The sequence below is a fragment of the Methylobacterium sp. TK31 genome, assembly GCF_055361545.1.
Window position 1 is genome coordinate 1,094,709 of the sequence record NZ_CM143964.1, and the last position, 14,536, is coordinate 1,109,244.

11 protein-coding genes are annotated in these 14,536 nt (G+C 69.1%); 3 read left to right on the plus strand and 8 right to left on the minus strand.

Going from position 1 to position 14,536, the window contains the following annotated elements; genetic code table 11:
- Nucleotides 1-36: 36 nt before the first annotated feature.
- The 7 genes from fmdA to urtA form a co-directional block, all read right to left on the minus strand.
- Entirely contained in the window at nucleotides 37-1,266 is a 1,230-nt protein-coding gene (gene fmdA, locus ACXJY8_RS04955) for a formamidase (RefSeq protein WP_463776810.1), read from the minus strand.
- Nucleotides 1,267-1,394: 128 nt separating this feature from the next.
- Nucleotides 1,395-2,411, minus strand: a complete 1,017-nt coding sequence (locus tag ACXJY8_RS04960) for an alpha/beta fold hydrolase (protein ID WP_463780365.1) — start codon at nucleotides 2,409-2,411, stop codon at nucleotides 1,395-1,397.
- A gap of 29 nt (nucleotides 2,412-2,440) precedes the next feature.
- Nucleotides 2,441-3,130, minus strand: a complete 690-nt coding sequence (gene urtE, locus ACXJY8_RS04965; protein ID WP_463780368.1) for an urea ABC transporter ATP-binding subunit UrtE — start codon at nucleotides 3,128-3,130, stop codon at nucleotides 2,441-2,443.
- An 86-nt stretch (nucleotides 3,131-3,216) separates the two neighbouring features.
- The gene (gene urtD, locus ACXJY8_RS04970; protein WP_463776816.1) at nucleotides 3,217-4,002 is read right to left on the minus strand and encodes an urea ABC transporter ATP-binding protein UrtD; all 786 of its coding nucleotides are present in this window, start codon (nucleotides 4,000-4,002) and stop codon (nucleotides 3,217-3,219) included.
- Nucleotides 4,003-4,010: 8 nt separating this feature from the next.
- Entirely contained in the window at nucleotides 4,011-5,165 is a 1,155-nt protein-coding gene (gene urtC / locus ACXJY8_RS04975; protein WP_463776819.1) for an urea ABC transporter permease subunit UrtC, read from the minus strand.
- A 14-nt stretch (nucleotides 5,166-5,179) separates the two neighbouring features.
- Complete coding sequence (gene urtB, locus ACXJY8_RS04980; RefSeq protein ID WP_463776821.1) at nucleotides 5,180-6,106, minus strand: urea ABC transporter permease subunit UrtB; 927 nt, start codon at nucleotides 6,104-6,106, stop codon at nucleotides 5,180-5,182.
- Between the two features lie 287 nt (nucleotides 6,107-6,393).
- Nucleotides 6,394-7,653 carry an urea ABC transporter substrate-binding protein gene (gene urtA / locus ACXJY8_RS04985; RefSeq protein ID WP_463776825.1) on the minus strand — a complete coding sequence of 420 codons (1,260 nt, stop codon included), beginning with the start codon at nucleotides 7,651-7,653 and terminating at the stop codon, nucleotides 6,394-6,396.
- Nucleotides 7,654-7,992: 339 nt separating this feature from the next.
- Between urtA and ACXJY8_RS04990 the strand changes: the two genes are divergently transcribed.
- The 3 genes from ACXJY8_RS04990 to ACXJY8_RS05000 all read left to right on the plus strand — a co-directional run bounded on the left by ACXJY8_RS04990 (nucleotide 7,993) and on the right by ACXJY8_RS05000 (nucleotide 12,631).
- Nucleotides 7,993-11,388 carry a hybrid sensor histidine kinase/response regulator gene (locus ACXJY8_RS04990; RefSeq protein ID WP_463780372.1) on the plus strand — a complete coding sequence of 1,132 codons (3,396 nt, stop codon included), beginning with the start codon at nucleotides 7,993-7,995 and terminating at the stop codon, nucleotides 11,386-11,388.
- The gene (locus ACXJY8_RS04995; RefSeq protein WP_463776830.1) at nucleotides 11,381-12,289 is read left to right on the plus strand and encodes a response regulator; all 909 of its coding nucleotides are present in this window, start codon (nucleotides 11,381-11,383) and stop codon (nucleotides 12,287-12,289) included. The genes ACXJY8_RS04990 and ACXJY8_RS04995 overlap by 8 nt, the downstream gene beginning before the upstream one ends.
- Nucleotides 12,290-12,460: 171 nt before the next feature.
- Nucleotides 12,461-12,631 (plus strand): hypothetical protein, encoded by a 171-nt coding sequence (locus tag ACXJY8_RS05000; protein ID WP_463776834.1) that lies wholly within the window; start codon nucleotides 12,461-12,463, stop codon nucleotides 12,629-12,631.
- Nucleotides 12,632-12,672: 41 nt separating this feature from the next.
- On the opposite strand, the gene ACXJY8_RS05005 is transcribed toward ACXJY8_RS05000, so the two are convergent.
- Nucleotides 12,673-14,142, minus strand: a complete 1,470-nt coding sequence (locus tag ACXJY8_RS05005) for a methyl-accepting chemotaxis protein (RefSeq protein WP_463780375.1) — start codon at nucleotides 14,140-14,142, stop codon at nucleotides 12,673-12,675.
- Nucleotides 14,143-14,536 lie beyond the last annotated feature (394 nt).

Here is a 14,536-nt window from a genome sequence, read left to right on the forward strand (position 1 = left end):
GGGGGATCGGCGCCGGCCCCGGGCGCGGGCCGGGTCTCAGAGGTCCGGCGACAGCGGCATCTGGATCGAGCCGTCGAGGAACTTCGTCGGCCCGTCGGCACCCGGATTGATGTCGAAGTCGAAGATCTTCGTCGGAATCCAGAGGGTGGCGCAGGCGTTCGGGATGTCGACGACGCCGGAGATGTGGCCCTGGACCGGGGCCGTGCCGAGGATCGAGTAGGCCTGGGCGCCGGAATAGCCGAACTTCTTCAGGTACTCGATCGCGTTGAGGCAGGCCTGGCGGTAGGCCACCGTCACGTCGAGGTAGTGCTGCTTGCCGTACTCGTCGACGGAGACGCCCTCGAAGATGAGGTGGTCGTCGAACTTCGGCGTGATCGGCGACGGCTTGAAGATCGGGTTCTTGATCCCGTACTTGGCCATGCCGTCCTTGATCAGGCTGACCTTGAGGTGGACCCAGCCCGCCATCTCGATGGCGCCGCAGAAGGTGATCTCGCCGTCGCCCTGGCTGAAATGCAGGTCGCCCATCGAGAGGCCCGCGCCGGGCACGTAGACCGGGAAGTAGATCTTCGAGCCGCGCGACAGGTCCTTGATGTCGCAATTGCCGCCGTGCTCGCGCCCCGGCACCGTGCGGGCGCCCGTCGCCGCCGCCTTGTCGCGGCCCTCGCCCTTGAGCCGGCCCATATGGGCGGTGGGCGCGAAGGGCAGGGTGGCGAGCGCCGGCACCCGGTTGGGGTCGGTGTCGAACAGCGCCTTCTCGCGGGTGTTCCAGGTCTCCAGCATCTTCGGATCGGGCAGGCAGCCGATCAGGCCGGGATGGATCAGGCCGGGGAAGCGCACGCCGGGAATGTGGCGCGACTTGGTGAACATGCCCTCGAAGTCCCAGATCGACTTCTGGGCCAGGGGGAAGTGCTCGTCGAGGAAGCCGCCGCCGTTCTTCTTGGAGAAGAAGCCGTTGAAGCCCCACTGGCTCTCGGGCTTGGCGCCGATGTCGAGGAGGTCGACCACCAGGAGGTCGCCGGGCTCGGCACCCTCGACGCCGATCGGGCCGGAGAGGAAGTGCACGATCGACAGGTCGATGTCGCGCACGTCGTCGGCCGAATCGTTGTTCTTGATGAAGCCGCCGGTCCAGTCGTAGGTCTCGACGATGAAGTCGTCGCCCGGCTTGACCATGGCCACCATCGGGATGTCGGGGTGCCAGCGATTGTGCACCATGTCGTTGTCGTAGGCCGATTGGGTCAGATCGACCTTGATCAGGGTCTCGGGCATGCTGGGTCGTTGCTCCCTTGCCAGACGTGAGGACATGCGTCCCCGTTCGCGCCGGCGGTGAGATCCGTCGGCGGGTGATGTGCCGGTGATCGTCGGGCCGGGCGCGACGCGCTCCGGCCCCGGGCCGGTCAGCTTGCGAGCAGCTCCCTCAGGGCCGCGTCGAGTGTGGCGATGTCGTCGGGGCTCGTGCCCGGGCCGCCCGCGAAGTGGCCCCACCAGGTGTCGATGACGCGCAGCTCCGCGTTCGGCATGGCCGCCGCCTCGATGGCGTTGTCCTCGGGGGGAAAGTACAGGTCGGTGGAGGCGGGCATCAGGATCGCCTTCGCGCGGATGGCGCCGAGCGCGGCCTTGAAGTCGCCCTTGAAGCGGTCGTTGGCGCTGATGTCGCCGTTCTGCCAGGTCCAGAGCATGGCGAGCAGGTCGTTGGCGTCCCGGGTGTAGAACAGCCCTTCCCAGAACCCGACGAGGAAGTCCTCCAGCGAGGCGTAGCCCATATGGGTCCGGTCGGCCTCGATCCGGTAGAAGGTCTGCGACAGGCCCCAGCCGGCATAGACCCGGCCGAAGGCGCGCAGGCCCCGGTTCGGCGGGCTCGTGTACCAGCCCTCCGCGTAGGCGGCATCCGCCTGCAGAGCGGCCTTGGCGCCCTCGAGGAAGACGAAGTTGTGCCGCGAGCACTTGGCCGAACCCTGAAACGGCAGGATGCGGGGCACCATGTCGGGGTAGAGCGCGCCCCAGTGGTAGGTCTGGAGCGCTCCCATCGACCAGCCCGTCACGAGGACCAGCCGCTCGATGCCGAAATGCTCGGTGACGAGGCGATGCTGGGCCGTGACGTTGTCGTAGGCGGTGACGTTGGGAAAGCGCGGCCCGTTCCAGGGGGCCGGCGTGTTGCTCGGCGAGGACGAGAGCCCGTTGCCGAACATGTTCGGGATGATGATGAAGTACCGCTCCGGGTCGAGGGCCTTGCCGGGGCCGATCAGCCACTCGTTCTCGGTGTGCTGGCCCGAGTACCAGGTCGGATAGACGATGGCGTTGTCTTTCGCCGCGTTGAGCGTGCCGAAGGTCTTGTAGGCGAGCCTGGCGCTGCGCAGCGTCTTCCCGCACTGGAGGACGAAGTCGCCGAGCTCGAAGATCTCGTAATCGACCATCTCTGCCCCTTTCGGCATGCCGGACCCCGTCAGACGGAGAGGAAGCGGGCGACCTGGGCCTCGTCGATGTCGGCGCGCAGGGACTCGTGGACGATGTGGCCGTTCTCGATCACCAGCACCCGGTCGGCCACGTCGAGGGCGAAGCTGAGCACCTGCTCGGAGACCACGATGGAGAGGCCGCGGTCGTCGCGGATCTTCTTCAGGGTGCGGCCCATCTCGCGGATGATCGAGGGCTGGATGCCCTCGGTGGGCTCGTCGAGGAGGAGGACCTTGGGCCGGCTCGCCAACGCCCGGGCGATGGCGAGTTGCTGCTGCTGGCCGCCGGACAGGTTGCCGCCGCGCCGGCCCTTCATCTCCAGCAGCACCGGGAACATCGTGTAGAGGTCCTGCGGCACCCGGCGCTCGTTGGTCACGGTGAGCCCGGTCTCGATGTTCTCCTGCACGGTCATGGCGGAGAAGATCATCCGCCCCTGCGGCACGTAGGCGAGGCCCTGCGCCACGCGCTGATGGCTCTTGAGGCCGCCGACCTCGGCGCCGTCGACCCGGATCGAGCCGGATTTCAGCGGCACGATGCCCATCAGGGTCTTCATCAGCGTGGTCTTGCCCATGCCGTTGCGGCCCATCACGGCGACGATCTCGCCGGGCGCCACCGCGATGTCGAGGCCGTGCAGCACCTCGCTCTGGCCGTAGGCCGCGTGCAGGTCGCCGATCGCCAGCATCGGCGGGAGTCCGGCCTGGATGGGCGGCACGGGGGAGGGGCTCGGGGAGGGGACGGGCGTGGTCTGGAGCATGGCGCCGTTTCCTCTCAGTGGCCGAGATAGACTTCGATGACCTTCGGGTCGTTCTTGACCCGCTCCATCGAGCCCTCCGACAGGACCTTGCCCTGGTGCAGCACGGTGACCCGGTGGGCGATGTCCTCGACGAACTTCATGTCGTGCTCGATCACCAGCACCGAGCGGCCCTGGATGATCTGGTTGAGGAGCTCGGCGGTCTTGATGCGCTCGCCGACGCTCATCCCCGCCACCGGCTCGTCGAGCATCAGCAGTTCCGGGTCCTGGATCAGCAGCATGCCGATCTCGAGCCACTGCTTCTGGCCGTGGCTGAGGAACTCGGCCCGCTCGAGGAGCTGGTCCTTGAGGAAGATCATGCTGGCGACCTCCTCGATCCGGTCGCGGACCTCGGCGTCGCGCTTGAAGGTCAGGGCCCCGAAAACCGAGCGGCCGCGGGGATAGGAGATCTCCAGGTTCTCGAACACCGTCAGGTCATCGTAGATCGACGGGGTCTGGAACTTGCGCCCCACCCCGGCCTGGACGATGGCGCTCTCGGAGAGCTTGGTCAGCTCCTGGCCCTTGTACTTGATCGAGCCGGCGCTGGCCTTGGTGCGCCCGCAGATCAGGTCGAGCACCGTGGTCTTGCCGGCCCCGTTGGGGCCGATGATCACCCGGATCTCGTTGGGGTCGACGTAGAACGAGACGTCGTTGACCGCCTTGAAGCCGTCGAAGGAGACGGTGAGGGCCTCCACGGCCAGCAGGAAGGTCTTCTCGGCCGGGTCGGCGCCGATGATGTGCGAGGGCAGGATGGCGGCGTTCATCGGGAATCCTACTCGGCGGCGTGCGGCAGGGCGACGGCGGGGGCGGGCTCCAGGGCCTTCACGCGCCGGGTCAGGCGGGGCTCGACATAGGTGCGGTAGATGCCCGCCAGGCCGTTGGGGAAGGCCAGCACCACGGCGATGAAGAGCGCGCCGAGGCCGAAGAGCCAGAGCTCCGGGAAGCTCTCCGAGAAGCTGGTCTTGGCCCAGTTCACGAGGAGCGTGCCCCAGACCGCGCCGAACAGCGACAGGCGCCCGCCGACGGCGGCGTAGATCACCATCTCGATCGAGGGCACGATGCCCACGAAGGAGGGCGACATGAACCCGACCTGGAGGGTGAACATCGCGCCGCCGATGGCGGCGAACACGGCCGCGAGGCAGAACGCGAAGGTCTTGAAGCTCGCCACCTGGTAGCCCGAGAACCGGACCCGGTCCTCCTTGTCGCGCATGGCCAGCAGGATGCGCCCGAGCTTCGACTTCTTCACCATCTGGGCGAACAGGATGCAGCCGACGAGGAGGCCCGCATTGACGAAGTAGAGGATGTTGTGGGCGCTGTCGGTGCGGATGTCCCAGCCGTGCAGGGTGCGCAGATCCGTGATGCCGTTGATGCCGCCGGTATAGCCCTGCTGGCCCACGATGAGGATCGTCAGGATGGCGGCGATGGCCTGGGTGATGATGGCGAAGTAGGTGCCGCCGACGCGGCGCCGGAACATCGCCGTGCCGATGACGAAGGCGAAGAAGGCCGGCACCACGAGCACCGCCAGGAGGGTGAAGGGCAGGCTCTGGAACGGCTTCCAGAACCAGGGCAGGGCGGTGATCTGGTTCCAGTCCATGAAGTCCGGGATGCCCGGCGTCGACTGGATCTTGGTGTTCTCGACGCTGGAGGCCTCCAGCTTGAGATACATCGCCATCAGGTAGCCGCCGAGGCCGAAGAACACCCCCTGTCCGAGGGACAGGATGCCGCCGAAGCCCCAGCAGATGACGAGGCCGAGGGCCACGAACGAGTAGGTCAGGTACTTGCCGACGAGGTTGAGGCGGAAGGCGTCGAGCAGCAGCGGCAGCAGGATGAAGATCACGGCCACGAGGAGCGCGAGGCTCACCCACTCCATCGGCTTCATGAAGGGGTTGTCGTTGACGACGGGGGTGGGGGATGTGGAGCGGGTCATGACGTTCGGGCTCCTCAGCGCCGGACCTTGAGGGTGAAGAGGCCCTGGGGCCGCAGCATCAGGATGCCGACCACCGCCAGCAGGGTGATCACCTTCGCGGTGGAGCCCGAGAGGAAGAATTCCAGGGTCGACTGCGTCTGCGAGATCGAGAAGGCCGAGGCGATGGTGCCGAGCAGCGAGGCGGCGCCGCCGAAGACCACGATCAGGAAGGTGTCGACGATGTAGAGCTGGCCCGAGGTCGGCCCCGTGGAGCCCACCATGGTGAAGGCCGAGCCGGCGATGCCCGCGATGCCGCAGCCGAGGCCGAAGGTCAGGCGGTCGACCCGCTCGGTGTCGATGCCGACGGCGCCGGCCATCGGGCGGTTCTGCACCACGGCACGGACCTGGGCCCCGAAGCGCGAGCGGTACATCAGGATCGCGACGCCGACCGTGATCAGGGTGGTGACGCCCATGACGAACATGCCGTTGATCGGGATCTCGATGGTGTCGGTGACCTGGACCGAGCCGATGAGCCAGGACGGCAGCTCGACGCCGACCTCGCGGGCCCCGAAGATCGAGCGATAGGCCTGCTGCAGGATCAGCGAGAGGCCCCAGGTCGCCAGCAGCGTGTCGAGGGGGCGCTTGTAGAGGTGGCGGATCAGCGCCCATTCCACCAGCATCCCCAGCGCCCCGGAGGCCAGGAAGGCGAGCGCCATCGCCACGAAGAAGTAGGCCGGGAACAGGGCCGGCAGGTGGGTCTGGAAGAAGCCCGAGCAGAGATAGGTCATGTAGGCGCCGAGGATCATGAACTCCCCGTGGGCCATGTTGATCACGCCCATCTGGCCGAAGATGATCGCCAGCCCGAGGGCCATCAGCACGTAGACCGAGAACAGGATCAGCCCGGCGAAGCCCTGCATGACGAAGATCGAGCTGAGATCCCCGAGCGAATAATCACCGAACATGGGTTCGTTCTCCGAAGGATGCCGCCGCGGGATGTGCAAGCATCGGGCCGCAATCATTCGCCCTTCCGAAAGAGCGCTCGCGTTTGCCACACCGTCATTCCGGGGCGCCGCAGGCGAGCCCGGACTCCGGAGCCGCCACCGGTGCAGAACCTTGCGGACCCTGCGTGTCTGGATCCCGGGCTCCGCTGCGCGGCCCCGGGATGACGGTGTTCCTGGATGGTCCGGCAGTCCCTCTCCCTCCGGGCCTTGCCTGGACGGAGAGGACACGCGCACCGGGACCCGAAGTCCTACTGGTAGCCCTTCGGGAAGGGGTTCGGCTCGATCAGGTTCGGGCTCTCGTAGACCACCTCGAACTGGCCCGTGGGCAGGGCCCTGGCCACGCGGGTCTTCGACCAGAGGTGGTGGTTGGGGTGGATCTTGACGTAGCCCTCGGGGGCTTCCTTGAACTCGATGTCGGCCGAGGCGGCCGCCACCTTGTCGACGTCGAAGGACCCGGCCTTCTCCACCGCCATCTTCCACAGGAACGGCCCGAGATAGGCGGCCTGGGTCACGTCGCCGATGACGGTCTTCTCGCCCCACATCTTGTGGAAGGCGGCGACGAACTTCTCGTTGTTCGGGTTCTTGAGCGACTGGAAGTACTTCATGCAGGAATAGGCGCCGGCGATGTTGTCGCCGCCGATGCCGTCGATCTCGTCCTCGGTCACCGAGATCGTCAGCAGGGTCTGCTTCGACAGGTCGATGCCGGCCGCCTTGAGCTGCTTGTAGAACGCCACGTTCGAGCCGCCGACCACGTCGGTGAAGATCACGTCCGGCTTGGTGAGCTTGAGCTTGTTGATCACCGAGTTGAACTGCGTGTGGCCGAGCGGGAAATATTCCTCGCCGACGACCTTGGTCTTGAGCACGTTCTCGATGTGCTTGCGGGCGATCTTGTTCGAGGTGCGCGGCCAGATGTAGTCCGAGCCGATGAAGAAGAACGTCTTGGCGCCCTTCTCCTTGGCGACCCAGTTGAGCGATTCGAGGATCTGCTGGGTGGCTTCCTGGCCGGTGTAGATGACGTTCTTGGACTGCTCCAGGCCCTCGTAGAAGGTCGGGTAGTACAGCAGGCCGTTGTACTGCTCGAAGACCGGCAGCGCGGCCTTGCGCGAGGCGGAGGTCCAGCAGCCCATCACGGCGGCGCAATGGTCGTTGACGAGGAGCTTCTTGGCCTTCTCGGCGAAGGTCGGCCAGTCGGAGGCGCCGTCCTCCTGGATGACCTTGATCTTGCGGCCGAGCACGCCGCCCGCCTCGTTGATCTGCGAGATCGCCAGCTTCTCGGCCTGGATCGAGCCGGTCTCGGAGATCGCCATCGTGCCGGTGGCCGAGTGCAGGATGCCCACCGTGACCTCGGTGTCGGTCACCGCGAGGCCGGTGGTGTTCACCGCCGAGGTCGGCGGCGCCGCCGCGAAGCTCATGCGCGGCATCAGGGCGATCGCCGGAACGCCGGCCAGCCCCATGAGAAGCCTGCGCCGCAGCGCCGATTGCAGGCCGTTGCCCTTGTCCTCTGCCATCGTGCCCAAAACCCCTGTCCGTCGTCGCACGGCGCCTGGAACGGCCGCGGATCGACGGAGCGGAGGCTAGGCCGCGTTGTGCAGTGCGGCCTATACGCTGTTTTGCGTATGTCGGCGGCCCGCGCACAGGCCCATGCTGACGAACTTCCCCGCGAGTCTCCGGACTTCCGGTCCCCGGGCCCGCGCGCCACCTGCCGGGCCGGAGCGCGCCTCCGCTCGGGCGCACGATCGACGGGCACGGTCCTTGCTAAGCTGGGGACGACGGAGCGCCACGGTCCCGGACGGGCCGGGATGCCGCGCCAGACCCCGCGCGGCATGGTACCGTCCGCGCCGAACACGATGACCGAGCACCAGCGTATCCTGCCGATCCGGCGCGACTACAACCGCCTCGTCGCCGACGAGACGCTGGAAGACTATGCCCTCCGCTTCACCGCCAAGAAGGCGCGGCGCTGGTCGGGCTTCCGGGTCGCCCAGACCGCCCTGGGGTCGCTCTCCTTCCTCGCCCTGGAGGCGATCGGCGGCACCCTGGTGCTGACGGTCGGGTTCACCAACACCCTGGCGGCCCTCCTGGTGGTCGGCGCCATCATCTTCGCCACCGCGACGCCGATCAGCCTCTATGCCGCCCGCTACGGGGTCGACATCGACCTGCTCACCCGGGGAGCCGGCTTCGGCTATATCGGCTCGACCGTGACCTCGCTGATCTACGCGAGCTTCACCTTCCTGTTCCTCGCCATCGAGGCGGCGATCATGGCGCTGGCCCTGGAGCTCTGCTTCGGGCTGCCGCCGAGCCTCGGCTACCTCGTCAGCGCGCTCGCGGTGATCCCGCTCGTCGTCTACGGCATCGCGATGATCAGCCGCTTCCAGCTCTGGACGCAGCCGGTCTGGATCGTCCTCAACCTCCTACCCCTGGCCTGCATCGCCTGGGCCGGGGACGCGCCGGTAACGGCCTGGCTCGGCCATCCGGGCGCGGACGGCCTCGGCGGCTTCGACTGGCCGCGCTTCGGGCTGGCCTCCGGCATCCTCCTGGCGCTGCTGGCACAGGTCGGCGAGCAGGTCGACTTCCTGCGCTTCGTGCCGGCGCGGGAGCCCGGCCGCGAGGGCCGCTGGTGGGCGGCGGTGCTGGGCGCCGGGGGCGGCTGGATCCTGCCCGGGATGCTCAAGATCCTGCTCGGCTCGTTCCTGGCCGTGCTCGCGCTGGCGCACGGCGTGCCCGCCGAGCATGCCGGGGAGCCGACGCGGATGTACGCGGTGGCCTTCGGCTACGTGCTGCCCTCGGGGATCGGCGCCGTCGCCCTGATGACGCTGTTCGTCGTGGTCTCGCAGCTCAAGATCAACGTCACCAACGCCTATGCGGGCTCCATCGCCTGGTCGAACTTCTTCTCGCGCCTGACCCACAGCCATCCGGGCCGCGTGGTCTGGCTCGTCTTCAACGTCGCCATCGCGCTCCTGCTGATGGAGCTCGGCATCGACAAGACCATCGTCAGCACCCTGTCGCTCTACGCCGTGGTGGTCTCGGCCTGGGTCGGGGCCCTGGCGGCGGACCTGGCCATCAACAAGCCCTTCGGCCTGTCGCCGCCCGGCATCGAGTTCAAGCGCGCGCATCTCTACGCCATCAACCCCGTCGGCACCGGCGCGATGGCGCTGGCGATCCTCGCCGGCTTCGCCGCCCATGCGGGCTGGCTCGGGGGGACGGCCGTGCCCTTCGCGCCGATGCTGGCGCTGGCCGTGGCGGGCCTGGGGGCGCCCGCCATCGCGCTCGCCACGGGCGGGCGCTACTACCTCGCCCGCACCCCGCGGACCGACTGGCAGGGCGCGTCCGAGATCACCTGCCGGGTCTGCGAGCACCCGTTCGAGCCCGAGGACATGGCCCAGTGCCCCGCCTATGCCGGGCCGATTTGTTCCCTGTGCTGCTCCCTCGACGCGCGCTGCGGCGACCTGTGCAAGCCGCACGGCCGCCTGGAGGCCCAGGCCCAGAGCCTGCTCGCCCGGGTCGCCCCGGCCCGCACCGCCGCCTGGATCGGCGCCCCCCTGGGGCGCTACCTCGCGCTGATGCTCACCCTGGTGGCGGCGATCGCGCTGATCCTCGGCATCGTCCATGCCGGCGCCAGCGCCGAGCATCCCGAGCACCGCGAGGTGCTCGGCGCCGCGCTCACCAGCGTGTTCCTGATCCTGATCGTGATCCTCGGCATCGTCGCCTGGCTGTTCGTACTGGCCCAGGAGAGCCGCCGGGTCGCCCTGGAGGAGACCGCCCGCCAGACCGGGCTCTACCAGGCCGAGATCGAGGCCCACAAAGTCACGGACGCCAAGCTGCAGCAGGCCAAGGAGATCGCCGAAGCCGCCAACCTCGCCAAGAGCCGCTACGTGGTCGGCATCAGCCACGAGCTGCGCACGCCGCTGAACGCCGTGCTCGGCTACGCGCAGCTGCTCGAGGGCGACCCCTCGATTCCGGCCCCGCGCCAGAACGGCATCCGGGTGATCCGGCGATCGGCCCAGCACCTGTCGGGGCTGATCGACGGCCTCCTCGACATCTCCCGGATGGAGGCCGGGCGCCTGCAGATCCACCGCAACGAGGTCCGGCTCGCCGATTTCCTCGACCAGATCGTCGACATGATCCGGCTCCAGGCCCAGGGCGCCGCCCTGGCGTTCCGCTTCACCCGGCCCGAGACCCTGCCGGCGGTGGTGGCCACCGACGAAAAGCGCCTGCGCCAGATCCTGCTCAACCTCCTGTCGAACGCGATCAAGTTCACCCCCGCCGGCACGGTGACCCTGGACCTGACCTACCGCAACCAGATCGCGGTGTTCACGATCAGCGACACCGGCCTCGGCATCCGCCCGGACGACCTGGAGCGGATCTTCGAGCCGTTCGAGCGCGGCTCCCTGGCCGCCGCCCGCTCCACGCCGGGCACCGGCCTCGGGCTGACCATCGCGCACCTGCTGGCCCAGGTGATGGGCGGCGAGATCACGGTCGAGAGCGAGGTCGGGCGCGGCACCCGCTTCCGGGTCCGCCTGATGCTCGCCTCGGTGGCGCGTCCGAAGCCGGTCCTCGCCCAGGCCAGCGCCCCGGCCCGGAGCTACGCGGGCGCGCGCCGCACCATCCTGGTCGCCGACGACGACGCCGCCCATCGCGGGCTGATGCGGGACATCCTCGAGCCCCTCGGCCTCGTGGTGCTGGAGGCCGGCGACGGCCCGGCCTGCCTGGCGCTGGCCGCGACGCGGCCGCCGGACCTGTTCCTCCTCGACATCGCCATGCCGGGCATGAGCGGCTGGGTGCTGGCGAAGGCCCTGCGGGAGGCCGGCCACACGGCGCGCATCGCCATGATGTCGGCCAACGTGCACGAGATCAGCCCGGTCCGCGGCAGCGACGCGCCCCACGACGCGATCATCGCCAAACCCTTCGACCTGCGCGATTTCCTCGAATGCGTCACCGGCCTCCTCGGCCTGGACTGGACCGCGGCGGAAGTCCCTGCGGTGGAAGTCCCTTCGCTGGAAGTCCCCGGGCAGTCTTCCCCCGCATCCGCCGCGCCGGACCCGCGCCCGGAGCACCTCGCCGACCTCCTGCGCCTCGTGCGCATCGGCCACGTCCGCGGCATCGAGGCGAAGCTCGCCGAGATGGCGGGCGGCCCCGCGCCGCCGACGGCCTTCGTCGCGCAGATGCGGTCGCTCACCGCGGTCTTCGACCTGCGCCGGGCCCGGACCGTGATCGAGGGCCTGATGGAGCCGGCCTCCGATGGCTGAGGCGCAGCGCGACATCGTCCTCGTGGTCGACGATTCCCCCGAGACCCTGAGCTTCCTGACGGAGGCGATCGAGCGCTCGGGCGCGACCGTGCTGGTGGCGGTGGCCGGCGACCTCGCCCTGGCGCTGGTCGACGAGATCACCCCGGACGTGATCCTGCTCGACGCGATGATGCCGGGCATGGATGGCTTCGAGACCTGCCGCCGCCTCAAGGCCCGGGGCCACCTCGCCCACGTGCCCGTCATCTTCATGACCGGGCTGTCGGAGACCGAGCACATCGTGAAGGGCCTGGAGGCGGGGGGCGTCGACTACGTCACGAAGCCGATCGCGCCCGACGAGATCCTGGCCCGCATCCGGGTCCACCTCGCCGGGGCCCGCGCGGCCCAGAGCGCCCGGGCCGCCCTCGACACCACCGGCCGCACCCTGTTCGCGGTGGACCGGGACGGGACCGTGCTGTGGGGCACGCCCCAGGCCGCCCGCCTGCTCGGCGGCTTCACCGAACCCGGCGCCCCCGCGAGCCTGCCGCCGCAGGGGGCCGCCTGGCTCCGGGCCTGCCTCGCCGGCGCGGGCGGGCCGGCCCTCACGCTCGCCGACCGCGCCGGCACGGCCTACACCTTCAGCTTCATCGGCGGCACCGGCGACGAGATCCTGCTGCGCCTGTCCCGCGATAGCACGGAGGCGGGGCTGGAGCGCCTGCGCCTGCGCCTGCGCGTCACCGGGCGGGAGGCGGAGGTGCTGCTCTGGCTCTCGCGCGGCAAGTCCAGCCGCGACATCGGCGAGATCCTGGGCCTGAGCCCGCGCACGGTGACGAAGCACCTGGAGGGCATCTACGAGAAGCTCGGCGTCGAGAACCGCACCGCCGCCTCCGTCATCGCCACCCGCCACCTGCAGGATCTGGAGTGACGGGGTCACGGCCGACGGGGTCTGGCCCGAAGGAACGTCGCGCGAAGAGATTTCGCCCGACGCCTGCCGTCCCCACCGGCACGCGGATATTTCCGCCCCGACCCCTCGCTTTGGCGCGGCGAGACACGATCTAAGTCCGAGGTCTCGACGGGGAGCTTGGCGATGAACTGGATGGCGTGGTTGGTCGGCCGCTGCGTGGACATCACCGAGCGCGTCGTGCCCGGCCTCGACCGGCACGAGGCCGGCCGGGCGGGGACGCCGGCGGCCCTGCGCGGCCGGGTGCCGGGCTCGGGCTCGGAACCCTCGGTGACGCAGCCCGGGGCCGGTCTCCGCAAGGAATAGGACGGCGCGGGGAGGCGCGTTACCCTCCGCCCGCGGTCTCGTCAGGCGAGGGCACGGGCCGCGGTGCCGACCTTGCGCACCGAGCCGTCGACGTCGCTCGCGGCGGCGGCGATCCCGTCCACGTTCTGACGCACGATCTCGACGCTCCTGGCGGCGTTCTGCATGTTGACCGACATGTCGCGGGTCACCGCGGCCTGCTCGGTCACCGCCGAGGACACGCTCAGCGAGATCTCGCTGAGATGGGCGATGGTCTGGGCCACGGCCCCGATGGCGCTCACCGCCTGGTTGGTGGAGGTCTGAACCGCCGCGATCTGCGTCCCGATCTCCTCGGTGGCGCGGGACGACTGGTTGGCCAGGGCCTTCACCTCGGCGGCGACCACGGCGAAGCCCCGGCCCGCCTCGCCCGCCCGGGCCGCCTCGATGGTGGCGTTGAGCGCCAGCAGGTTGGTCTGGTCGGCGATGGAGCGGATCACCGAGATCACCTCGCCGATCTTGTCGGCGGCCGAGGTCAGGCCCGCGACGATGCCGGAGGCCTCCCCGGCCCGGATCACGGCCTCGTCGGCGGCGGTCTTCGCCTCGACGGCGTGGCGGCTCAACTCTTCGATGGAGGCCGAGAATTCCTCGGCGCCCGCCGCCACCGCCTGGACGTTGCCGGAGGTCTGGGCCGCCGCCTCGGCGGTGAGGCTGGCCTGATGGCTGACGTCGGAGATCGAGCCGGTGATCAGCCCGAGATCCTTGTCGATCGCCTGCTGGCCCTGGTGGCGCCGCAACCGGTCGGCGACCTCAGCGGTGACGTCACTGGCGAACTTGACCACGGCGATCACCCGGCCGTCGGGCCCGAATACCGGGTTGTAGGCGCCGTAGATCCACACCTCGCGGCCGCCCTTCGCCAGGCGGCGGAACTCGCCGGCTTGGTAGGCGCCCCCGGCAAGGGCCGACCAGAACGCCGCATAGGCCGGGCTGTCCCGTTCGGCGGGCGCCATGAACTGGCTGTGGTGGCGGCCCCGGATCTCCTCGAGGCGGTAGCCCAGGGTCTCGAGGAAGTTCGGATTGGCGTCGGTGACGATGCCCTCCGGCGTGAAGTGGATCACCGCCTGCGAGCGGTTGATCGCCGCGATCTGCGCCTCGTTGCCGGCGTTGCGCTCGGTCTGGGCGGTGATGTCGGTGGCGAACTTGACGACCTTGATCGGCTTGCCGCGCCGGTCGAGGATCGGGTTGTAGCTCGCCTGGATCCAGATCCGGCGCCCGTCCTTGGCGACCCGGCAGAAATCCCGCGCCTGGAATTCGCCGCGGCGCAGGGCGTCCCAGAACTGCCGGTAGGCGGGCGAATCCCGCTCCTCGGCGGGCACGAACTGGCTGTGCGGACGGCCCCGGACCTCGTCGAGGGTATAGCCGACGAGATCAAGGAAGATCTGGTTCGCGCCCTGGACGGTCCCGTCCATGCCGAACTCGATCCGACCCTGTGACCGGTCGAGGGCATCCAGTGTCGCCCGAAGGCCTGCCCCGAACATTGCGATCCCCATGCTTGAACTCAGCGGCCGATCCGTGACCGGCGACGCCCGGTTCCGTTCCTGAACTTTCTGAATAGGAAACCTGAATCCGAATTTAACGGTACTGGACCTTTTGCAATTTTGTGCCGATTTGAGCGGTTTAAAGTCAGAACATCCGGAACTTCCTCGCATTCCGGAATTGTCTATCACGCGGCCGTGACCGAAACGGCCGCGGGGGCCGGGATCGCCACGCCCCCGCGCCTGGATCGCGGAGCGCCTGGGCGATGCGGGCGCGGCCGCCCGTTCACGAGTTGCGCGAGCGATGAACCTTGGCCGGCGCCTCGTGCGTTGCCCCGTCGACGAACACGTGCGCCGCGGGACCGCAGGGCCCCGACGCCGAGTTTCCCGACCGAGA